We start from the raw sequence: 17,285 nt of genomic DNA on the forward strand, positions 1-17,285 counted from the left end.
CCCATGCCGCAGCCGTTGACATGGGACTCGGGGCTGGCGTGGGACTCTCCCGCGCCGGGGTTCACATGGGATGGTTTTGTGGCTCCCAACCCAACACCACGCCCTATGGCCTCTGACAATCGCATATCCCTCGAAATCACTGCGGCCCAAAAGACCGCCATCGTTGACGCCGTCATGGCGCTCAAAGCCGCCCTCAACGGCATCACCATCAACCTGACCGCCGAGGAAAAACAAAGCCTGCCGCGCATCTCAGACAACACGCTGGCCTTTGATGAGAAGTGCGCCGCCTACATGGCCAGCCGCGCCGATCTGGTGCCGAGCTTCCTCGACACCGCCGAGATGGCGAAGGACCGCAAGCTGGTGGCCGACCTGCTGCCTTGCCTGCGTGAGATCGCCCCGATCTGCGAAGGTCTGGAGGACACGATCATGCTGGCGAACAGCGACAACTATGTGGGCGACCTCGCCTTCTACCAAAACGTGCGCCAAGCGGCCAAGCGCGGCGTCTCCGGCGCGGACACGATCTACAACGACCTGAAGACCCGTTTCCCAGGTCGCCCGAAAAAGGAGCCGACCCCGCCCGTCAACCCCTAAACCGGGCCCAAAGTGCCACTTTCCATAAAAAAGGGTGCTTTCTGGAGGAAAAAAGTCCCTCCGCCATACAAAAAGGTCGGTCTGACCGACTAAAAGGTCCCTCGGACCGACCTTTTTCCTTCTCGGCCATACTTTGAAAGTATCTGCGACCCACTTTTTAGACCGTCCGAGGCACTAAAAAGTCCCTCAGAGGGAGTTACGAAGTCCTCGCCAGAGGAAAAAGGTCTCTCGGACCCAGAAAAAAGTGCCTGACGCAGACCTTCAAAGTCCCGCTGACCGAGAAAAAAGTCCCGCTGACCGTCCAAAAGGTCGCACCGACGGACTTTCTCCGCCCTGCCACCGAGTAGGCCGACCCTCCAAGGGAGCTTTTTAACCCTTTTCGCGAGTCCGAGGACCCAAGCACAAGGAACCCACAACCAAGAACACCATGCCCTTCGACCCCAGCCTCCCCGCGCCAAACTCGCCCTTGGAATCCCAGGTGATCCGCGACCAGCTCCAGGCGCTCTTCGTGCTCATCAACAACATCATGACCGTGACTTCCGCGCAAGTGGATGCCGTGCACACGCTGCCCGCCGGATCGCCCGCATCCGTGGCGGTGAGTGTGAGCGGCGGCGTGCTGCATCTGTCGTTTGACTTGCCGCAGGGCAGCGACGGACCGCCGGGAGCAGCGGGCCAGAACGGCAGTGACGGTGCCCCAGGCCCGCCGGGAGCGCCGTTCACGAACTTCATGGTCGATGGCGTGAGCACCCTGAACCCCGGCGACAACGCCACGGTGCAGGCGAACTACGACGGCAGCGCCGTGCGGCTGAGCTTCGGCATCCCGCGCGGTTATCAGGGCGATGCGGGGCCGCCCGGCACCAACGGCATGGACGGCTCCCCCGGCCCGCAGGGACCGCCTTTCACGAACTTCGTGGTGGATAACGTGACCCAACTCCCGCCGGGAAGCTGGCCGAACGTGTCGGCGAACTTTGATGGCAACGCGGTGCGGCTGAACTTCGGCATCCCGCAGGGCACCGAGGGTCCGCAAGGAAGTCAAGGCCCGCAGGGACCGCCCTTTGCCGGCACGGTGGTGGATGGCGTGACGACGCTGAACCCGTGGGACGCGGCCTATGTGAACACCAGCTTCGACGGCTACAACGTGCGCTTTACCTTCGGCATTCCGCGCGGCCAGAACGGCAGCGACGGCGGCCCGGGACCGCAGGGCCCGCCCGGCGAGGTGACGCAGATGCAGCTCAACAGCGCGATCAACGGCACGAGCAACAACAGCAACGCGGTGGGCCTGCTCGGCATGACCGTGAGCGACCCGCCGACCGTGGGTGAAGTGCAGGCCATTGCGAGCAAGCTCGATGAGCTGATCAACGCGCTGCGGAGGTGAGGAGGGCAGGGCTTCGCCCTGCCGAATTCGGCAACGCCGGCGCGTTGCCCTCCTCGGATGCGGACAAGAGTGTCCGCGCTCCCTTCCTGATGGTAGCGGGGTGTCGCTTGCTGCTGCGAAATAGCCCGGGCAGGGGAGGTGATTTCCCCTGTGAAAAAGGCTTCAAAAAGCGCCTTCCGCATTTGCACTCGCGTGGATTGGGCGCATTCTGGCCGCCCCCTCCCACGTAAAAAACCCCAATGAGTGCCTCGCTCCCCTACCGCGCCAACGCGGACTTCCTTGAGTCGAAATACCTCGACTGGAAAAAAGACCCTGCCTCCGTCGAGCCGCTGTGGTCGTCGTTCTTTGAAGGTTTCGAGCTTGGCATGGCCAAACTGGCCGCTCAGCCCGCGAAAGGAGCGGAAGGCACTCTGTCTGAAAAGACGCTGAGCTTCCGCATGCGCGTGACGAACGCGATTCATCACTTCCGCGCTCTCGGTCACACCGCGGCGCATCTCGATCCGCTCAGCGCCCAGGGGCCTGAGATCGCTTCGCTCTCGCTCGCGGGCCTTGGTTTCACGGATGAGGAGCTCGAAGAGGACGTGCAGACGCACATGTTCCGCGGTGGTCAGCCAATGAAGCTCAAAACGATGCTCGGCGAGCTGCGCCGCATCTATTGTGGCAAGACGGGCTTCGAGTTCTGGCACATCAACAATCCCGAAGTCCGCGCCTGGCTGCTGGATCGCATCGAAGTCACCGAAGCGCCGAAACCGGCCGCGAAGGAGCACATCGACGCGCTGCGCTGGCTGCTGGAGGCAGAAAGCTTCGAGCGCTTCCTGCATCGCCGATTTGTGGGGCAGAAGCGTTTCTCCGTGGAAGGTGGCGAATCCCTCCTCGTCGCGCTGGAGACGGTCCTCGAAGGCATGCCAGCCTATGGCGGCAAGGAAATCGTGCTCGGCATGGCCCACCGCGGCCGTTTGAGCGTGCTGGCGAATTTCCTGCGCAAGCCGCTGGAGTATCTCTTCTACGAGTTCAGCGAAAACTACGTGCCGAACATGGTCGCCGGCGATGGCGACGTGAAATACCACCTCGGCTTTGAAACCGTGCGCCAGACCAGCAGCGGCGATTCCATCGGCGTGATGCTCGCGCCGAATCCGAGCCATTTGGAGGCCGTCGATCCCGTCGTGGAAGGCATGGCCCGTGCGCGTCAGCGTGCACTTGGCGACACCGCGGAGCGCCGGAAGGTCATCCCGGTCCTCATCCATGGTGATGCGGCCTTTGCCGGCCAGGGACTCGTCGCGGAAGTGCTCAATCTCTCGCAGCTCCCCGGCTACCGCACCGGCGGCACGATCCACGTGATCGTGAACAACCAGATCGGCTTCACCACGCAGCCTGCGGACGCCCGCAGCTCGCACTACTGCACGGACGTGGCGAAGATGATCGAAGCGCCCGTCTTCCATGTGAATGGCGATTGCCCGATGGAAGTCGTCCGCGCCGCGAAGCTCGCGCTCGAATTCCGCCAGACCTTCGGCCGCGATGTCATCATCGACATCGTCTGCTACCGCCGCCACGGCCACAACGAGACCGACGAGCCCGGCTTCACGCAGCCGAACATGGCCCGCGCCATCGGCCAGCATCCCTCCACCGCCACGCTCTTCCGCCTCGACCTCGCCTCGCAGGGCATCCTCGATGAAGCGGGTGCCGCTGCTTTGCAAAAAGAGCTCGAAGACGAGCTCGAGCAGGGCGTCACCACGCTGGCGGAAAAGGACAAGAAGGCGAATGGCGGCAATCCTTTCGAAGGCAGCATGGCCGAGCTGCAACCGGCCTACGACTACAACCCGGTCAAGACCGGCGTCGAGCTCGCGAAGCTCAAACGCGTCGGCGAACGCCTGCTGGAGACGCCCGAGGGCTTCAACCTGCATCCCACCATTGCGAAGCGCTTCCTCGCCGCTCGCAAGAAGGCCATCGAGGCCGGTGAAGGCATCGACTGGGCCTACGCCGAGTCCTTGGCCTTCGGCACGCTGCTCACGGAAGGTCACGGCGTCCGCCTCAGCGGTCAGGACGTGCGTCGGGGCACCTTCAGCCATCGCCACAGCGTGTTTTACGATTCCCAAAACCGCGAGCGCTACATCCCGCTGAACAACCTGCAGGCCGAGCAAGGCCGCTACTGCGTTTATAACTCGCTGCTCTCCGAAGCCGCCGTGCTCGGCTTTGACTACGGCTACTCGCTGCTCGCCAGCAACCTCCTCGTCTGCTGGGAGGCGCAGTTTGGCGACTTCGTGAACGGTGCGCAGGTCATTCTCGACCAGTTCATCGCCTCCGCCGAGAGCAAATGGCAGCGTCCCTCGCATGTCACGCTTCTCCTGCCGCACGGTTACGAAGGCCAGGGCCCCGAGCACTCCAGCGCCCGCCTCGAGCGCTTCCTGCAGCTCAGCGCCGGCGGCAACTGGCAGGTGTGCAATTTCACCACGCCCGCGCAGTATTTCCACGCCCTGCGCCGCCAGATCAAGCGCAGCACCCGCAAGCCCCTCGTCGTCATGACGCCGAAGAGCCTCCTGCGTCATCCGAAGTGCGTCAGCAAGCTCAGCGACATGGCCGAAGGCACCACCTTCAAGGAAGTGCTCGACGACGAGCATCTCCTCGCCGCGCCGGAGCGTGTCACGCGCCTCATTTTGTGCTCCGGCAAGGTTTACTACGACCTCCTCGAGTTCCGCGAAGAGCACAAAATCAAGAACGCCGCCATCATCCGCATCGAGCAGCTTTACCCGCTGAACTACGAGATGCTCAAAGAGATCGTGGCCAAGTATCCGCGAGCGCAGAAGAAGTGGATCTGGTGCCAGGAAGAGCCCCGCAACATGGGCGCCTTCTACTACATCCGCCCGCGCCTCGAAGAACTCAGCAACCACAAGCTCCGCTACGCCGGCCGCGAACGGTCCTCCAGCCCCGCCGCAGGCTCCAAGGCCATCCACAGCCTCGAACAGGACAAACTGGTCGAAGCCGCGTTTAGCGTGTAATGTCACCTATGACAGCAGCTCAGATCATTCACGAAATTGAGTGCCTGCCGCCCGCCGAGCAGGAGGAAGTCATCCGCTTCACCCGCCGCCTGCCGGTCCGGCAGACGCTTTCTGGCCCCGAACTGTCCGCCCTGGCCGAGCGCATGGTGAATGCTCCCGATCCAGTCACGGCGAAGCGGTTGAAACAAGAGTTGGTGAACGGATTTTTTGGAGATTCCTGATGCCCCAGATTCGCCGTCGCAATCTTCCACGCGCCTTGATCGAACATCTCGCTGAAAGAGTGTTGCAGCGTGACATTCCCGCCGATCAGATCGGCCTCTTTGCGACTTGGTGCGATACATTTCCCGAAGTTCCCGAAAGCCCCTGGTTCAAGCGCTTCCCCGGCATGATTGCCTGTGGAGAAGGCGAATTGGTGAAGACCTTTCTCCGCCCAGGACAGGTGCCACATGGCGAAGAAGTCTTTTGAAGTCCTAAAATCCGTTTCAACCTAATCCCCCCGTCATGCCCCTCGACATCAAAATCCCCGCACTCGGCGAATCCGTCACCGGAGGCCAGATCGCCAAATGGCACTTCAAAAACGGCGACTTCGTCAAAGTCGGCGACATCCTCCTCACGCTCGAAACCGACAAAGTGGCCGCTGAAGTCACCGCCGAGGCCGCTGGCACACTGAGCATCGCCAAACAGCCCGGTGACGATGTCGTCATCGGCGATGTCGTCGGTCAAATCGCCGAAGGAGCCGCTCCCGCCGCCCCGGTCGAAGCCCCGAAACCCGCTGCACCAGCTCCAGCGGCCGCTCCCGCTCCGAAAGCCGAGGAAAAGCCCACCAACATCACCGAGTTTAAAGTCGTTCCGAAGCCTGAGCCGGCTCCCGAACCCGCCGCGAAGCCTGCACCTTCCCCCGAAGGCCGCATCACGCGGAAGAAGATGACCCCGCTGCGCAAAAAGATCGCCGACCAGCTCGTCAGCGCTCAAAAGACCGCCGCCATCCTGACCACCTTCAACGAGTGCGACATGTCGAACGTCATGGCGCTGCGTTCCAAGCTCCAGGATGCCTTTGTCGCCAAAAACGGCGTCAAACTCGGCTTCATGAGCTTCTTCATCAAAGCCGTCGTCGAAGCCCTCAAAGCCGTCCCGCAGATCAACGTCCGCGTCGAAGGCGATGAAATCGTCCATCAGCATTACTACGACATCGGCGTCGCCGTCGGCACCGAGCGCGGCCTCATCGTCCCCGTGCTCCGCGATGCCGACCAAAAATCCTTCGCCGAACTCGAGCAGGACATCCTCGGCTACGCCAAGAAAGCCAAAGACGGCAAACTCCAAGTCTCCGACCTCACCGGCGGCGTCTTCACGATCTCGAATGGCGGCGTTTATGGCTCGCTTCTGAGCACGCCAATCATCAATCCGCCCCAAAGCGGCATCCTCGGCATGCACAGCATCCAGCAGCGCCCCATCGCCGTCGATGGCCAGGTGGTGATCCGCCCGATGATGAACCTGGCCCTCAGCTACGACCACCGCGTCGTCGATGGCAAAGAGGCCGTGACCTTCCTTATCCGCGTGAAGGACTGCATCGAAAATCCCGCGAGAATGCTGGTTGGCGCTTAATTGTTGCTGAACAAAACGTTTGCCGTGCGTTCTCATCCACGCGCAGAAAGTTCATCCGAATGGCAACCGAAGACAGCACCACATCTCCACCACATGAGGCGCATGCGCCGAAGGGATGGGGCGTGTGGCTGCGGAACAAGTTCCTCGCCGGCCTGGCGCTGGCGCTGCCGCTGATCATCACGTTCTGGATCCTGTACTCGATCTACGACCTCATGCACGGGTGGAGCAAGCCGGTGCTGGCGCAGCTCGTAAGCCTGGTGAACGAGCTTTCGGACGAGCCGGTTTTGAACATCGACGATCCGAAGCTGGAGAACATCACCAACTTCATCGGCTTCCTGTTTTCGCTGATTGTGATCCTGGCCCTCGGCTTCATGGCGACGAATGTGATCGGCGTGCATTTCGTCACCGCCGTGGACAAGCTGCTGCTGCGCATTCCGCTCGTCGCGGTGATTTATCGTCCGCTCAAGCAGGTGATCGACGCCTTCCGCGGGCTCGGAGCCACCAAGCAAAACTTCAAGCGTGTCGTGTTTGTGGATTATCCCGTGGCGGGCATGCGCATGCTCGGCTTTGCCACCGGGCAGTATTGCGATCCGCAAAGCGGCAAGGCGCAGACCTGCGTGCTGCTGCCCACCGCACCGAGTCCGATGACGGGCATCCTGATCGTCGTCGATTCTGAAAAAGTGTCGGATGCGCCAATCACCATTGAGGAAGCGATGAAGATGATCATCTCCGGGGGGCTCGTGGTGCCAGTCAATTCAGTTCCGCCACTGAATCAAAAGCCGCTGCCGGAATCTCTGCCCGTGCCTGAGCCGGTGGCGGCTGATCTTCCCGCAGGACTGCCGCGCGCGGAGGATTTCGACGCCGGAGACACGGAAATCCTGGCGCAGTCGCTGGACATCAAGAGCGGCAAGCGCTGGCTGCGCGCCCTGCCTTGGAAAAAACGCTGAACTCACGGTGACAATCGACTGGCAGACCTGGCAGCCAGGCGTCCGAGCGACGCTGATGTTCATCATCGACGAGGCGAGGCGAGAAGTATTGCTGATCCGCAAAAAGCGCGGGCTCGGCGCAGGCAAAATCAACGGCCCCGGTGGCAAGATTGACCCCGGCGAAACCTCCGAGCAGTGCGCCGTGCGCGAGACGCAGGAGGAGCTTGGTGTCACCGCCCTGAATCCAGTTCATCATGGCGAGTTATGGTTCCAGTTCGTCGATGGACTGCGCATGCATGTGGACGTGTGGCTCGCCACGAGGCATGAGGGAGAGCCGATTGAAACGCCTGAGGCGCTGCCGCTTTGGACTTCACTCGACGCCCTCCCATTTGACGAAATGTGGGCCGATGACGAGCACTGGCTCGCGCAGACCTTGGTCGAGCGCCGTCATTTCATCGGGCGCTTTGTGTTCGACAATGACACGATGCTCTCGCATGAAGTGAAATGGCTGTGAGCCGATTTTTGCGTTCCAGCGCGACGCTGTGTGATTATGATGTGGCAATGAAATCGTTTGTGCTGCTCGTTGCCGTTCTTTGTTTTGCCACTGTTTGCCTCGCCGTTGATCCTCCGAATGTGGTGCTGGTGATGGCCGATGACCAAGGCTGGGGCGACATGGGTTACAACGGTCATCCGCATCTCAAGACGCCAAACTTTGACGCCCTGGCGAAGGAAGGGGTGCGCTTCGATCAATTCCATGCCGCCGCGCCGGTTTGCTCTCCCACCCGCGGCAGTGTGATGACCGGGCGCAACCCAAACCGCTTCGGGTGTTTCTCCTGGGGGCATTCGCTGCGACCGCAGGAAGTCACAATCGCGGAAGCGCTCAAAACGGCGGGCTATGCGACAGGGCACTTCGGCAAATGGCATCTTGGCTCGGTGCAGAAGGGCAGTCCGGTGAGTCCTGGTGCCAGCGGGTTCGATGAATGGGCCTCCTCGCCGAACTTTTTCGATATCGACCCGGTGCTCAGCGTGCAGGGAAGGGCAGCGCCGTTCAAAGGCGACAGTTCGGATGTCACGGTGGAAGAGACGTTGAAATTCATCCGCCGCTGTGCCGAGAAGAAGCAGCGGTTCCTAGCTGTCGTCTGGTTTGGCTCGCCGCATGATCCTCACAAGGCATTGGAGGCCGACAAGGCGCCGTATGCGGACTTGCCGGAGAGGCAGCAGAACTTTTATGGCGAGATCAGCGCCATGGACCGCGCGTTCGGCAGGCTGCGTGCTGCTTTGCGTGAACAGGAGGTGAGCGAGAACACCCTTCTGTGGTATTGCAGCGACAACGGGGCGCTTCCGAAAGTCGGCTCAAACGGCGGTCGTCGCGGCTTCAAGGGGCAGATTTATGAAGGCGGTCTTGCGGTGCCGGCCCTGCTGGAGTGGCCGGCGGTTTTTCCCGGACCCAAGGTGATCAAGGCTCCCTGCGTCACCTCGGATATTTATCCCACCGTGCTTGGCATTGCGGGAGTAAAAGTGAAAAATCAGCCACCGCTGGACGGCATCGACCTCATGCCTCTATTGACCGGCCAGAAGCAGCAGCGCATGCACCCGATTGGTTTTTGGGAGTCGGGAAACAAGGGCATAAGCACTCCCTCCAAGCAGTGGATGGATGAGTTGCTTGCCGCTCAAGCGCGGGGTGAGGAGCCGAATGATCCGGAGCGTATCCGCCCTGATGCCGGACAGGTGAGGGAGCAGATGTCCCTGACTGAATTCCCGGGTCATTCAGCCTGGCTTGACTGGCCTTGGAAGCTTCACCGGATCGAAAACAAGAAAAGTCACGATGTAGTCTGGGAACTCTATAACCTCGCGACCGATCCCGACGAGAACAACGTCTTGCTGGCCGGACAGCCCGAAAAAGTGGCAGAAATGCAAGAAAACCTCGAAAACTGGCTCGAAAGCGTGGCTCGCAGCCTAAATGGGGAAGATTATCCGGGAAAAAGCGGCATCCAATAGCTGGTGGAGCATGGGAGGCTCTTTTTTGAAAAGTCCCTCCCGGGTTCTTGCCGTCTTGACTCCTTGCTTGCCAGGACACACAACCGTGCTAATTAACCAACTGGAATTGAAGGCCGTGAAGCTTGAAAATTTTGGCGACTAAGCTCTTTAGTCATTCTAAAATTTCAAATTCTTCCTTTAAATTCTAAAAAAATCTTGCGGCAGCAGGATGTTTCGTGTTAGTATAACTTTAATTGCGGGTATAGCTTAATGGTAAAGTTCCAGCCTTCCACGCTGGCCATGTGGGTTCGATTCCCACTACCCGCTCTGAAGACAAGACACATTCATTCCTGAAAATCTAAAAATCAAGCCGCGTATGATAGCTGCAATTACCACTCGCACTACGAGCTTATCAGCCTGCATTCTAATGCTGGCATTTGCATCGGCAGGAATGGCTCAATCGTCCTCCAAATGCTCCGAAATCTCGAACGACGTCCGCGTAGCCGTCGAAAAGGATCCAAACAAGGTGCTGATGGTCGTTGAGGATGCGTTGGTGATCAACGAAGGCTGTGCGGCGGACATCGTAAAAGCGGCGATCATTGCTTCCAAGGCTGACCCGGCGCTGGCGGGGCAAATCGTTCAAACAGCAGTTTCCGTGGCTCCGAAAATGGCTGCGGTCATCAATGACGCCGCCAGTTCGATGGTTCCGGGCTTGACGGTCAGTATTCCTAGCGAACAACGGCCTGTAACAGCATCAGCAAAGAACCCGGGTAAAAATCCAGTCTTGGAGTCTCCTGAACCGGAAGAGAAGACTCTAGACTCTCCCGAACCATTTGGTTCTATCCGGGGCATTATTTTACCGCCGACTATAACGGGGCCGTTACCCCCGCGCACGACAACCAATCCGGTTTCGCCATCAGTGTCGGCACCCTGAGGACTTTTGGTCCCTACTAATTAAAATTATCTTGGACATTGCCCTTTATGCGCCCTTCACTCGCTATGCTCATTCTGGCCGCCGCATTGATCGGCCCGGGCGCAGCGCGTGCGCAGGGACTGGTGGCGATTCAAAATTACTCGGCTGATTTCAAAACCGAGCAGCCGCTGACTTTTTCCTTCACGGGGCAGAGCGGGTATGACATTCTGAAGTATCGTGTCAATTCTCCGCTCGTTGAGGACATCGAGTCTTGGTTCGCGCAAGGAGGCATCGGCGCAGCTTACACAAAGCTTGACCCTACAACGCCCTGGAGTTTTAATCTCGACACCAGTGTCATCCACTACATCGATGGAGTCCCGCGCTTTGGCGGCACCTTCTACAATGCGCGTGGCTCCCTTAACTTTGAGCACCGTTTTTCGGAGCGGCTCAGGGTGAGCAACAACTTCTACCTCACTTACGGGGTGGATCCCGGCACCGCGTATGGCTATGGAGCAACCACCACGCTTTGGAACGGGCAGTATCTGTATGGCTACAACAACTTCAATGTGAGCTACGCTTGGTCGCCGCGATTCTCGACCACCACCTCCTACACCTTCGACGGCATCGGTTATCAGGACGACCTTATAGCAGATCCCGAGGATCGTTACACGCATCTCTTTGCGCAACAGCTCGCTTACGCCATCTCAAAGCGCACCAGCCTGACGGCGGAGTATCGCTACCGGATGACCACCTTCGCCAACCAGGCAAACAAGAACTTTGCCTCGCAATTCGCCCTTTTGGGGGTGGATCATGCCTGGAGCGAGCGTCTCTCCGGTTCTGCACGCGCTGGTGCCGAGTTTTACGATTCCGACATTGTCAACAAGACCGCGCCATACGCAGAGGCCGCGCTCAATTACGCCGTTGCGCGGCAGACCATGGTGCGCTGGTTCGCCGCGCTTGGCTTTAATGGCGCGGAACTCGCGGCCTTTAGCAGCAGATACGGTCTGAACACCGGCCTTCAGATCAACCACAACTTCACCAAGCGCGTCAGTGCGAACGCGGGTGTGAACTATTCCTACAGCCAGTTCGATAATGGAGGAGGCAGCGATGTGAATGAGCACGCGGCGCTTATTTCTGCCGGCATTGGCTATCAGCTTCTCGAAAACCTCAATCTGAACGCCAACTATTCCTACTCCACACTGCAATCGACCGACGCCCTGCGTGAGTTTGACCGCCATCGGGTTTCCCTTGGGGCCACGGCCACCTTTTAAAAGCCTTCCTCAACAGCCAGACACCCAATCCGCCGGCGGGCAGTTTCGACACACGAATCTCCCGCTGGCGGCATTTCCAGATCACTTTATTAACCTTTCCAAATCTCTCACCTCTCCGCAGGCATGAATGAGCCGGGCACAGAACTGCAAAAGCACGCGATGGACACCTGGCAGGTGGTCAAAAATCGCTTCGGGCTCATCACGCTCTCGTTTATCCTCATCTTTGCCGCTGCTGCCGTCCTCACCTATATCATGCCGCGTAAATATCGCGGTCATGTTGAGATGACCATCGAGCGCATCACCCAGGACATCAACGTCTTCGACCGCAATCGCGGTGACAGCCTGGCCTTCACGCAGGAATATATCAAAACGCAGTTCGAGACGATCACGAAACCCACAACGCTCTACCCTGTCATCGAGAAGCTTGACCTCGTGAAACGCTGGGAACTGCCCTCGCGTCAGGCGGCCTTGGGGCGGCTGCGCGCGAATCTCGAGACGCAGTCCATGCTCCGGTCAGACTTTGTCATCATCGATTACTACGATCAAGATCCACAGCTCGCCGCCACCATCGCCAATGAGATCGCCCGAAGCTACATGGCGCAGCGCAACAACATCGAGACCGAGAGAAAGCAGAAGGCTCTAGCCGTGCTCGAGCAGAAGATTTCCGATCAGGAGAAGCTGCGTGAGCAGGCCCAGATCAGAGCCCAGGAGGCCAAGCGCAAGGCTGGCATCGTCGGCGAGTGGTTCATGGGCGGGGGAAATTCCCTCAACCCTGGCAGCGACCTCCGCACCTCCGAGGAGAGCATGCAGATGTCCCGCGAGCAGTTGCTCATGCAGGCCGACCAGGACACCCTGACTCTTCAGGCCGAGATTGATCAGATCGGCACGCTCTCCGCGGATGAGATCATCGCCCGTGCTTCTGGGTTGAAGCTGGAAAACCCCTCGCTGGTGGCCAACACCTCGGAATACAACAAGCTCAAGGTTCAACGCGAGGGTTTCCTCAACGCCGGCATGGGTAAAAAGCATCCGAATGTCGAAAGCCTGTCCAGCCAGATCGAAACCTTGAAAAGTCAGATCGTTGCCGAGGCTCAGGCTCATGTTCAAGGCCTCCAAAACCGCCTTGATGCGGCGAGGAAGAAGCGAGAGTCGCTCCAGACCTACAACGAGGATGCCAAAAAAGAGATCATGGGCATGCAGGCTCTCTACAGCGAGTACAAGACCGCGAAGGACGAGGTGACGCAGCTCGACAACATCATCGTCAACCTGCGCTCCAGAAACCTTGAGGAAAAAGTCAGCATCGAGCTGCAGAAATCACCTGCCACCATTTACGCCGAGGCTGAGCCCGAGGCAAAGCCCGCCAAGCCCAACGTGCCGCTGCATCTGGCTCTCGGCGGCGTGCTAGGACTCATGTTCGGCCTCGGCCTCGCCTTCTTCCTCGAATACATGGACACCACTGTGAAGAACCTCGACGACGTCGAGCGCTTCCTCGGCGTCCCCGTGCTTGCCGTCGTTCCGAAGAATGTGGGGGTCCTGCATCGTTCCAGCGGCTTCAACCCCGACGCCGAGGCCTACCGCATCCTTCGCACAAACATTGAGTTCAACCGCAAGTCATCGGATGCCAACTGCATCAGTGTGGTCAGCGGCACCGCTGGCGAGGGCAAGTCCACGACGATGTTGAATCTTGCCTATGTCTGCGCGCAGGGCGGCTACAACGTCCTGCTCATCGACGGCGACTTGCGCCGTCCGAGCATGCACACGTATTTCGACGTCAGCCACGCCACTGGACTCACGAACTATCTCATCACCGACATCCGTCTGGAGGACGTCGTCATACGCACACAGGTGGAAAATCTCTTCTTTCTTCCCAGCGGCCTGCTTCCCGCCGACAGCGCTGGTTTGCTCAATTCTCAACGCATGGTCGATCTCATCGCCGAGGTGAAAAGCCGTTTCGACCTCGTTCTCATCGACTCGCCGCCCATCCTCGGCGTCAGCGACGCCTCCGTGCTCGCCAACGAGGCGGACATGACTCTGATCGTTGTCCAGCATCGTAAAATCCCGCGCCACATGCTCATGCGCGTGAAGCAGTCCGTTGAAAACGTCGGCGGCAAGGTCGTCGGTGTCGTCCTAAACAACGTTGATCTGCGCAGCGACGCGCAATATCAGTACTACACCAGTTACTACACCTACTACTCCCCCACGAACTCGCCGAACGGTGGTTCAGGCGGCAAATCACGTCGCCGAAAGGTCAAGGCCGAGACCACAGCGCCCGCCCTCGCCACCACTGGCACCCGTCCCATGACCCGTAACAAGGGAGAGGATGTTTTTTAACCGAGAACAGAAAACAGCGCACATAGTACTCACCCATCCCATGAACCTCCGCAAAATCCTCATCGCCCTTGCCGTCTTCGGGCTCTTGCTGGCCGCTGCAAACGCCCAGAACGGTGAGCTCGCCCTCAAGCCCAACGACCGCGTCACCCTCTCCATAGGAGGCATTCCCGACAGCGAGGTCGCACAGATCAAAGGCATCTACACCGTCAGCGACAACGGCACCATCAACCTCCTGTACATCGGTGAGGTTCGTGCCGCCGGCATGAAGCCTTCCGCGCTTCAGCGCACCATCGAAGAAACATACAAGGCGAGGGAGATTTACACCCGGCCCACCGTCACCGTTTCGATTGACGGCGACGCCGCCACCGCCCGTTTTGTGTACGTCGTCGGCGGCATCAAGGGCAATGGCACGGTGCCATACAGCGGCAGCATGACCGTTCTGAAGGCGATCTCAGCCGCGGGTGGTTTCAGCCCCTTTGCCAAACCGAGCAAGACCAAGCTGATCCGCAACGGCCAGACCTTTGAGATCAATCTCAAGGACATCTCCTCGGATCCCTCGAAGGACATGAAGCTCCAGCCCGAGGACCAGATCATCGTGCCAGAATGATTGCTGGTTGAGCGGGCGCTCTCTTTCGCCTTTTTCGAACGGCGAAGGTACGGCGCCAAGTCACAGCCCCTTGTCCGTCACCGCACCTTCGCTGGCGCTGGCGCAGAGCTTGGCAAACTTCGCCAGCACGCCGCGGGTGTAGCGCGGTTTGGGCTGCTTCCATTTGGCGAGGCGGGCTTTGAGCTCCTTGGCGGGAATGCCGAGCGTGATCTGGCGTTTCTCGGCGTCGATGGTGATCGGGTCGCCATTCTTGATGACGGCGATGGGGCCGCCGACGAAGGCCTCGGGCGTGACGTGGCCGACGACGAAGCCGTGGCTGCCGCCGCTGAAACGACCGTCGGTGATGAAGGCGACGTCCTTGCCCAACCCCTTGCCCATGATGGCGGAGGTGGGTGAAAGCATCTCACGCATGCCGGGGCCGCCTTTCGGCCCTTCCATGCGCACTACGATGACATGGCCTTTTTTGACCTTGTCGTTCAAAATGGCCTGCAGGGCGGTTTCCTCGCTTTCGAAGACGATGGCCTTGCCGCTGAAACTGAGGCCTTCCTTGCCGGAAATCTTGCCCACTGCGCCTTCGGGGCAGAGATTGCCGCGGAAGACGACGAGGTGGCTGTCCTTCTTGATCGGGTTGGAGAGCGGGCGGACGATGGTCTGGCTCTTTGGCCACACGATCTTCGAGCGCTGCATGTTTTCCTTCATCGTGCGGCCGGTGACGGTGAGGCAGTCGCCGTGCATGAGGCCTTCTTCGACGAGCATGCGGATGAGCGGGACGGTGCCGCCGATCTTCACGAGGTCGTTCATGAAGTATTTGCCGCTGGGCTTCAAATCGGCCAGCACCGGTGTCTTCTTGCCGATGCGGACGAAGTCATCGATGCCGAGCTTCACACCGGCGGCGTGCGCCATGGCGATGAGGTGCAAAACGGCGTTCGTGGAGCCGCCGAGCGTGATGATGAGCGTGATGGCATTCTCAAAGGCCTCCTTCGTCATGATGTCGCGCGGGGTGATGCCCAGCTTGATCATGTTCATGACCGCCGCGCCGGCGTCGAAGCAGTCGATGAGCTTGTCGCTGCTCACCGCGGCTTGGGCGCCGGAGTTTGGAAGGCTCATGCCCATCGCCTCGATGGCGCTGGCCATGGTGTTCGCGGTGTACATGCCGCCGCAGGAGCCTTCACCGGGGATGGAGTGCTCCTCGATGTCCGCGAGTTGCTTGTCGCTGATCTTGCAGTTCGCATGCTGGCCCACGGCTTCAAAGACGGTGACGATGTCCGCGTCCTTCTTCTCGGGACCCACACAGCCTGGCAGGATGGTACCGCCATAGACAAAGACCGCCGGACGGTTCATGCGGGCGATGGCGATCATGCAGCCGGGCATGTTTTTGTCACAACCACCGATGGCGACGTAGCCGTCCATGCCTTCGCAGCCGACGACGGTCTCAATCGAGTCGGCGATGACCTCACGTGACACGAGCGAGTATTTCATGCCCTCGGTGCCCATCGAGATGCCGTCGGAGATGGTGATGGTGTTGAAGATGATCGACTTGCCACCGGCGGCATCGACGCCCTTCGCGGCCTCCTTGGCTAGGCGGTCGATGTGCATGTTGCACGGCGTGACCATACTCCAGGTGCTGGCGATGCCGATCTGCGACTTCTTGAAGTCCTCCCGCTTGAAGCCCACGGCGTGCAGCATCGCACGGCTGGCGGCACGTTCCGGCCCATCGACGACGATGGCACTGTGTTTGCGATGGAGAGACTGGTTGGAGGCGGCTTTCTTGGGCATGGTGTGAAGTGAGAGCGCGCAAAGTGCCCGAAGCCTCCCTGCTGGCAAGCATCCTTTGCGGCAGTTCCTGCGCAGACTTTGGCAAGAACCGCATGGCTCTCCTGCCATCCAGACACGATAACAAGTTCGTGATCACTCACGTCCGACGCGCTTTCTCCATCCTCGCCCTCGCCACGGCTCTGCCGGCGGCCGATGCCGTCGCGCCGCTCGACTTCAACCTCTACATGCAGGGCAAGTATGTCTATGAGCGCAACTGCATCGTCTGCCACGGCCAGCGTGGCGATGGAAATGGCGAGATGAGCCCTACGTTGAAGCCGAGGCCGCGTTCGTTCAGGGAAGGCATGTTCAAATTCCGCACCACCCCCCTAGGAGCGCTGCCCACCGATGACGATCTGCGCCGCACCATCCGCGGGGGTCTCAGCGGCACCGCGATGGGCATGTTCAGTCACCTTTCCGATGAGGAAATCGACGCCGTCATCACCTACGTGAAGTCCTTCTCGCGACGCTGGCGCAAGCCGGAGAATCACGCGCAGCCCGTGAATCTCTTGCCTCCCCCCGACTGGTTTACAGACCCTGCTCAGGTCGAAACCCATGCTCAGTCCGGTCGAAAGCTCTTCGCGACTCATTGCGCCGCCTGCCACGGTGAAAAAGCCGATGGCAAAGGCCCCGCCGCTCTAGCTTTGAAGGACGTTTGGGGATTTCCAGCCGCACCTTCAGATCTCCGCCAGCCACATCTGCGCTGCGGCGGCACTCCGGCGGATATTTTCCGCGTACTTGCCACCGGACTCAATGGCACAGCCATGGTGAGTTTCGACAAGACACTGACCGAGGCGCAGCGTTGGGACATCATCGCTTTCCTCCTCGGCATCCGTCTTCCATCCGGTCCGGTCCTTGGAGCAAGCACCGCCGAGAAGTAGTTTCGGGTC

At 59.9% G+C, this 17,285-nt stretch carries 15 protein-coding genes and 1 tRNA gene; 15 read left to right on the top strand and 1 reads right to left on the bottom strand.

The annotated features are described in order from the left end of the window. Positions 1–105 precede the first annotated feature (105 nt). The 14 genes from ACILSE_RS02265 to ACILSE_RS02330 all read left to right on the top strand — a co-directional run bounded on the left by ACILSE_RS02265 (position 106) and on the right by ACILSE_RS02330 (position 14,583). Positions 106–591, top strand: a complete 486-nt coding sequence (locus tag ACILSE_RS02265; protein ID WP_395715719.1) for a hypothetical protein — start codon at positions 106–108, stop codon at positions 589–591. A gap of 427 nt (positions 592–1,018) precedes the next feature. Next, entirely contained in the window at positions 1,019–1,966 is a 948-nt protein-coding gene (locus tag ACILSE_RS02270; RefSeq protein WP_395715720.1) for a hypothetical protein, read from the top strand. A 239-nt stretch (positions 1,967–2,205) separates the two neighbouring features. Beyond that, positions 2,206–4,959, top strand: coding sequence for a 2-oxoglutarate dehydrogenase E1 component (locus ACILSE_RS02275; RefSeq protein WP_395715721.1), 2,754 nt, complete (start codon positions 2,206–2,208; stop codon positions 4,957–4,959). Positions 4,960–4,967: 8 nt separating this feature from the next. Then, the gene (locus ACILSE_RS02280; protein ID WP_395715722.1) at positions 4,968–5,180 is read left to right on the top strand and encodes a hypothetical protein; all 213 of its coding nucleotides are present in this window, start codon (positions 4,968–4,970) and stop codon (positions 5,178–5,180) included. Further along, positions 5,180–5,425, top strand: a complete 246-nt coding sequence (locus tag ACILSE_RS02285) for a hypothetical protein (RefSeq protein ID WP_395715723.1) — start codon at positions 5,180–5,182, stop codon at positions 5,423–5,425. Before ACILSE_RS02280 ends, ACILSE_RS02285 begins: the two co-directional genes overlap by 1 nt. A gap of 35 nt (positions 5,426–5,460) precedes the next feature. Then, on the top strand, positions 5,461–6,561 hold the full coding sequence (gene sucB, locus ACILSE_RS02290; protein WP_395715724.1) for a dihydrolipoyllysine-residue succinyltransferase: 1,101 nt from the start codon (positions 5,461–5,463) through the stop codon (positions 6,559–6,561). 59 nt (positions 6,562–6,620) lie between these two features. Beyond that, positions 6,621–7,508: a DUF502 domain-containing protein gene (locus tag ACILSE_RS02295; RefSeq protein WP_395715725.1), complete on the top strand. Its 888-nt coding sequence runs from the start codon at positions 6,621–6,623 to the stop codon at positions 7,506–7,508. Positions 7,509–7,515: 7 nt separating this feature from the next. Beyond that, on the top strand, positions 7,516–8,001 hold the full coding sequence (locus ACILSE_RS02300; protein WP_395715726.1) for an 8-oxo-dGTP diphosphatase: 486 nt from the start codon (positions 7,516–7,518) through the stop codon (positions 7,999–8,001). A 47-nt stretch (positions 8,002–8,048) separates the two neighbouring features. Continuing rightward, entirely contained in the window at positions 8,049–9,485 is a 1,437-nt protein-coding gene (locus tag ACILSE_RS02305; RefSeq protein WP_395715727.1) for a sulfatase-like hydrolase/transferase, read from the top strand. A gap of 235 nt (positions 9,486–9,720) precedes the next feature. Beyond that, positions 9,721–9,791: transfer RNA gene (locus ACILSE_RS02310), tRNA-Gly, on the top strand. 124 nt (positions 9,792–9,915) lie between these two features. Beyond that, entirely contained in the window at positions 9,916–10,398 is a 483-nt protein-coding gene (locus tag ACILSE_RS02315) for a hypothetical protein (protein WP_395715728.1), read from the top strand. 47 nt (positions 10,399–10,445) lie between these two features. Beyond that, positions 10,446–11,648, top strand: a complete 1,203-nt coding sequence (locus tag ACILSE_RS02320; RefSeq protein ID WP_395715729.1) for an outer membrane beta-barrel protein — start codon at positions 10,446–10,448, stop codon at positions 11,646–11,648. Between the two features lie 123 nt (positions 11,649–11,771). Continuing rightward, entirely contained in the window at positions 11,772–13,976 is a 2,205-nt protein-coding gene (locus ACILSE_RS02325) for a GumC family protein (RefSeq protein WP_395715730.1), read from the top strand. Positions 13,977–14,016: 40 nt separating this feature from the next. Beyond that, positions 14,017–14,583, top strand: coding sequence for a polysaccharide biosynthesis/export family protein (locus ACILSE_RS02330; RefSeq protein WP_395715731.1), 567 nt, complete (start codon positions 14,017–14,019; stop codon positions 14,581–14,583). A gap of 60 nt (positions 14,584–14,643) precedes the next feature. On the opposite strand, the gene ilvD is transcribed toward ACILSE_RS02330, so the two are convergent. Continuing rightward, positions 14,644–16,359 carry a dihydroxy-acid dehydratase gene (ilvD, locus tag ACILSE_RS02335; RefSeq protein WP_395715732.1) on the bottom strand — a complete coding sequence of 572 codons (1,716 nt, stop codon included), beginning with the start codon at positions 16,357–16,359 and terminating at the stop codon, positions 14,644–14,646. Between the two features lie 23 nt (positions 16,360–16,382). On the opposite strand from ilvD, the gene ACILSE_RS02340 reads away from it, so the two are divergent. Beyond that, a complete protein-coding gene (locus ACILSE_RS02340; RefSeq protein WP_395715733.1) occupies positions 16,383–17,276 on the top strand; it encodes a c-type cytochrome in 894 nt (297 codons plus the stop codon). Positions 17,277–17,285 lie beyond the last annotated feature (9 nt).

Origin of the sequence: Prosthecobacter sp. (assembly GCF_044236155.1) — a bacterium.
Taxonomy (GTDB): domain Bacteria; phylum Verrucomicrobiota; class Verrucomicrobiia; order Verrucomicrobiales; family Verrucomicrobiaceae; genus Prosthecobacter.

Coding starts and splice junctions, on each gene's coding strand:
- ACILSE_RS02265 (WP_395715719.1), top strand. CDS start 106: ATGGCCTCTGACAATCGCATATCCCTCGAAATCACTGCGGCCCAAAAG.
- ACILSE_RS02270 (WP_395715720.1), top strand. CDS start 1,019: ATGCCCTTCGACCCCAGCCTCCCCGCGCCAAACTCGCCCTTGGAATCC.
- ACILSE_RS02275 (WP_395715721.1), top strand. CDS start 2,206: ATGAGTGCCTCGCTCCCCTACCGCGCCAACGCGGACTTCCTTGAGTCG.
- ACILSE_RS02280 (WP_395715722.1), top strand. CDS start 4,968: ATGACAGCAGCTCAGATCATTCACGAAATTGAGTGCCTGCCGCCCGCC.
- ACILSE_RS02285 (WP_395715723.1), top strand. CDS start 5,180: ATGCCCCAGATTCGCCGTCGCAATCTTCCACGCGCCTTGATCGAACAT.
- sucB (WP_395715724.1), top strand. CDS start 5,461: ATGCCCCTCGACATCAAAATCCCCGCACTCGGCGAATCCGTCACCGGA.
- ACILSE_RS02295 (WP_395715725.1), top strand. CDS start 6,621: ATGGCAACCGAAGACAGCACCACATCTCCACCACATGAGGCGCATGCG.
- ACILSE_RS02305 (WP_395715727.1), top strand. CDS start 8,049: ATGAAATCGTTTGTGCTGCTCGTTGCCGTTCTTTGTTTTGCCACTGTT.
- ACILSE_RS02315 (WP_395715728.1), top strand. CDS start 9,916: ATGGCTCAATCGTCCTCCAAATGCTCCGAAATCTCGAACGACGTCCGC.
- ACILSE_RS02320 (WP_395715729.1), top strand. CDS start 10,446: ATGCGCCCTTCACTCGCTATGCTCATTCTGGCCGCCGCATTGATCGGC.
- ACILSE_RS02325 (WP_395715730.1), top strand. CDS start 11,772: ATGAATGAGCCGGGCACAGAACTGCAAAAGCACGCGATGGACACCTGG.
- ACILSE_RS02330 (WP_395715731.1), top strand. CDS start 14,017: ATGAACCTCCGCAAAATCCTCATCGCCCTTGCCGTCTTCGGGCTCTTG.
- ilvD (WP_395715732.1), bottom strand. CDS start 16,359: ATGCCCAAGAAAGCCGCCTCCAACCAGTCTCTCCATCGCAAACACAGT.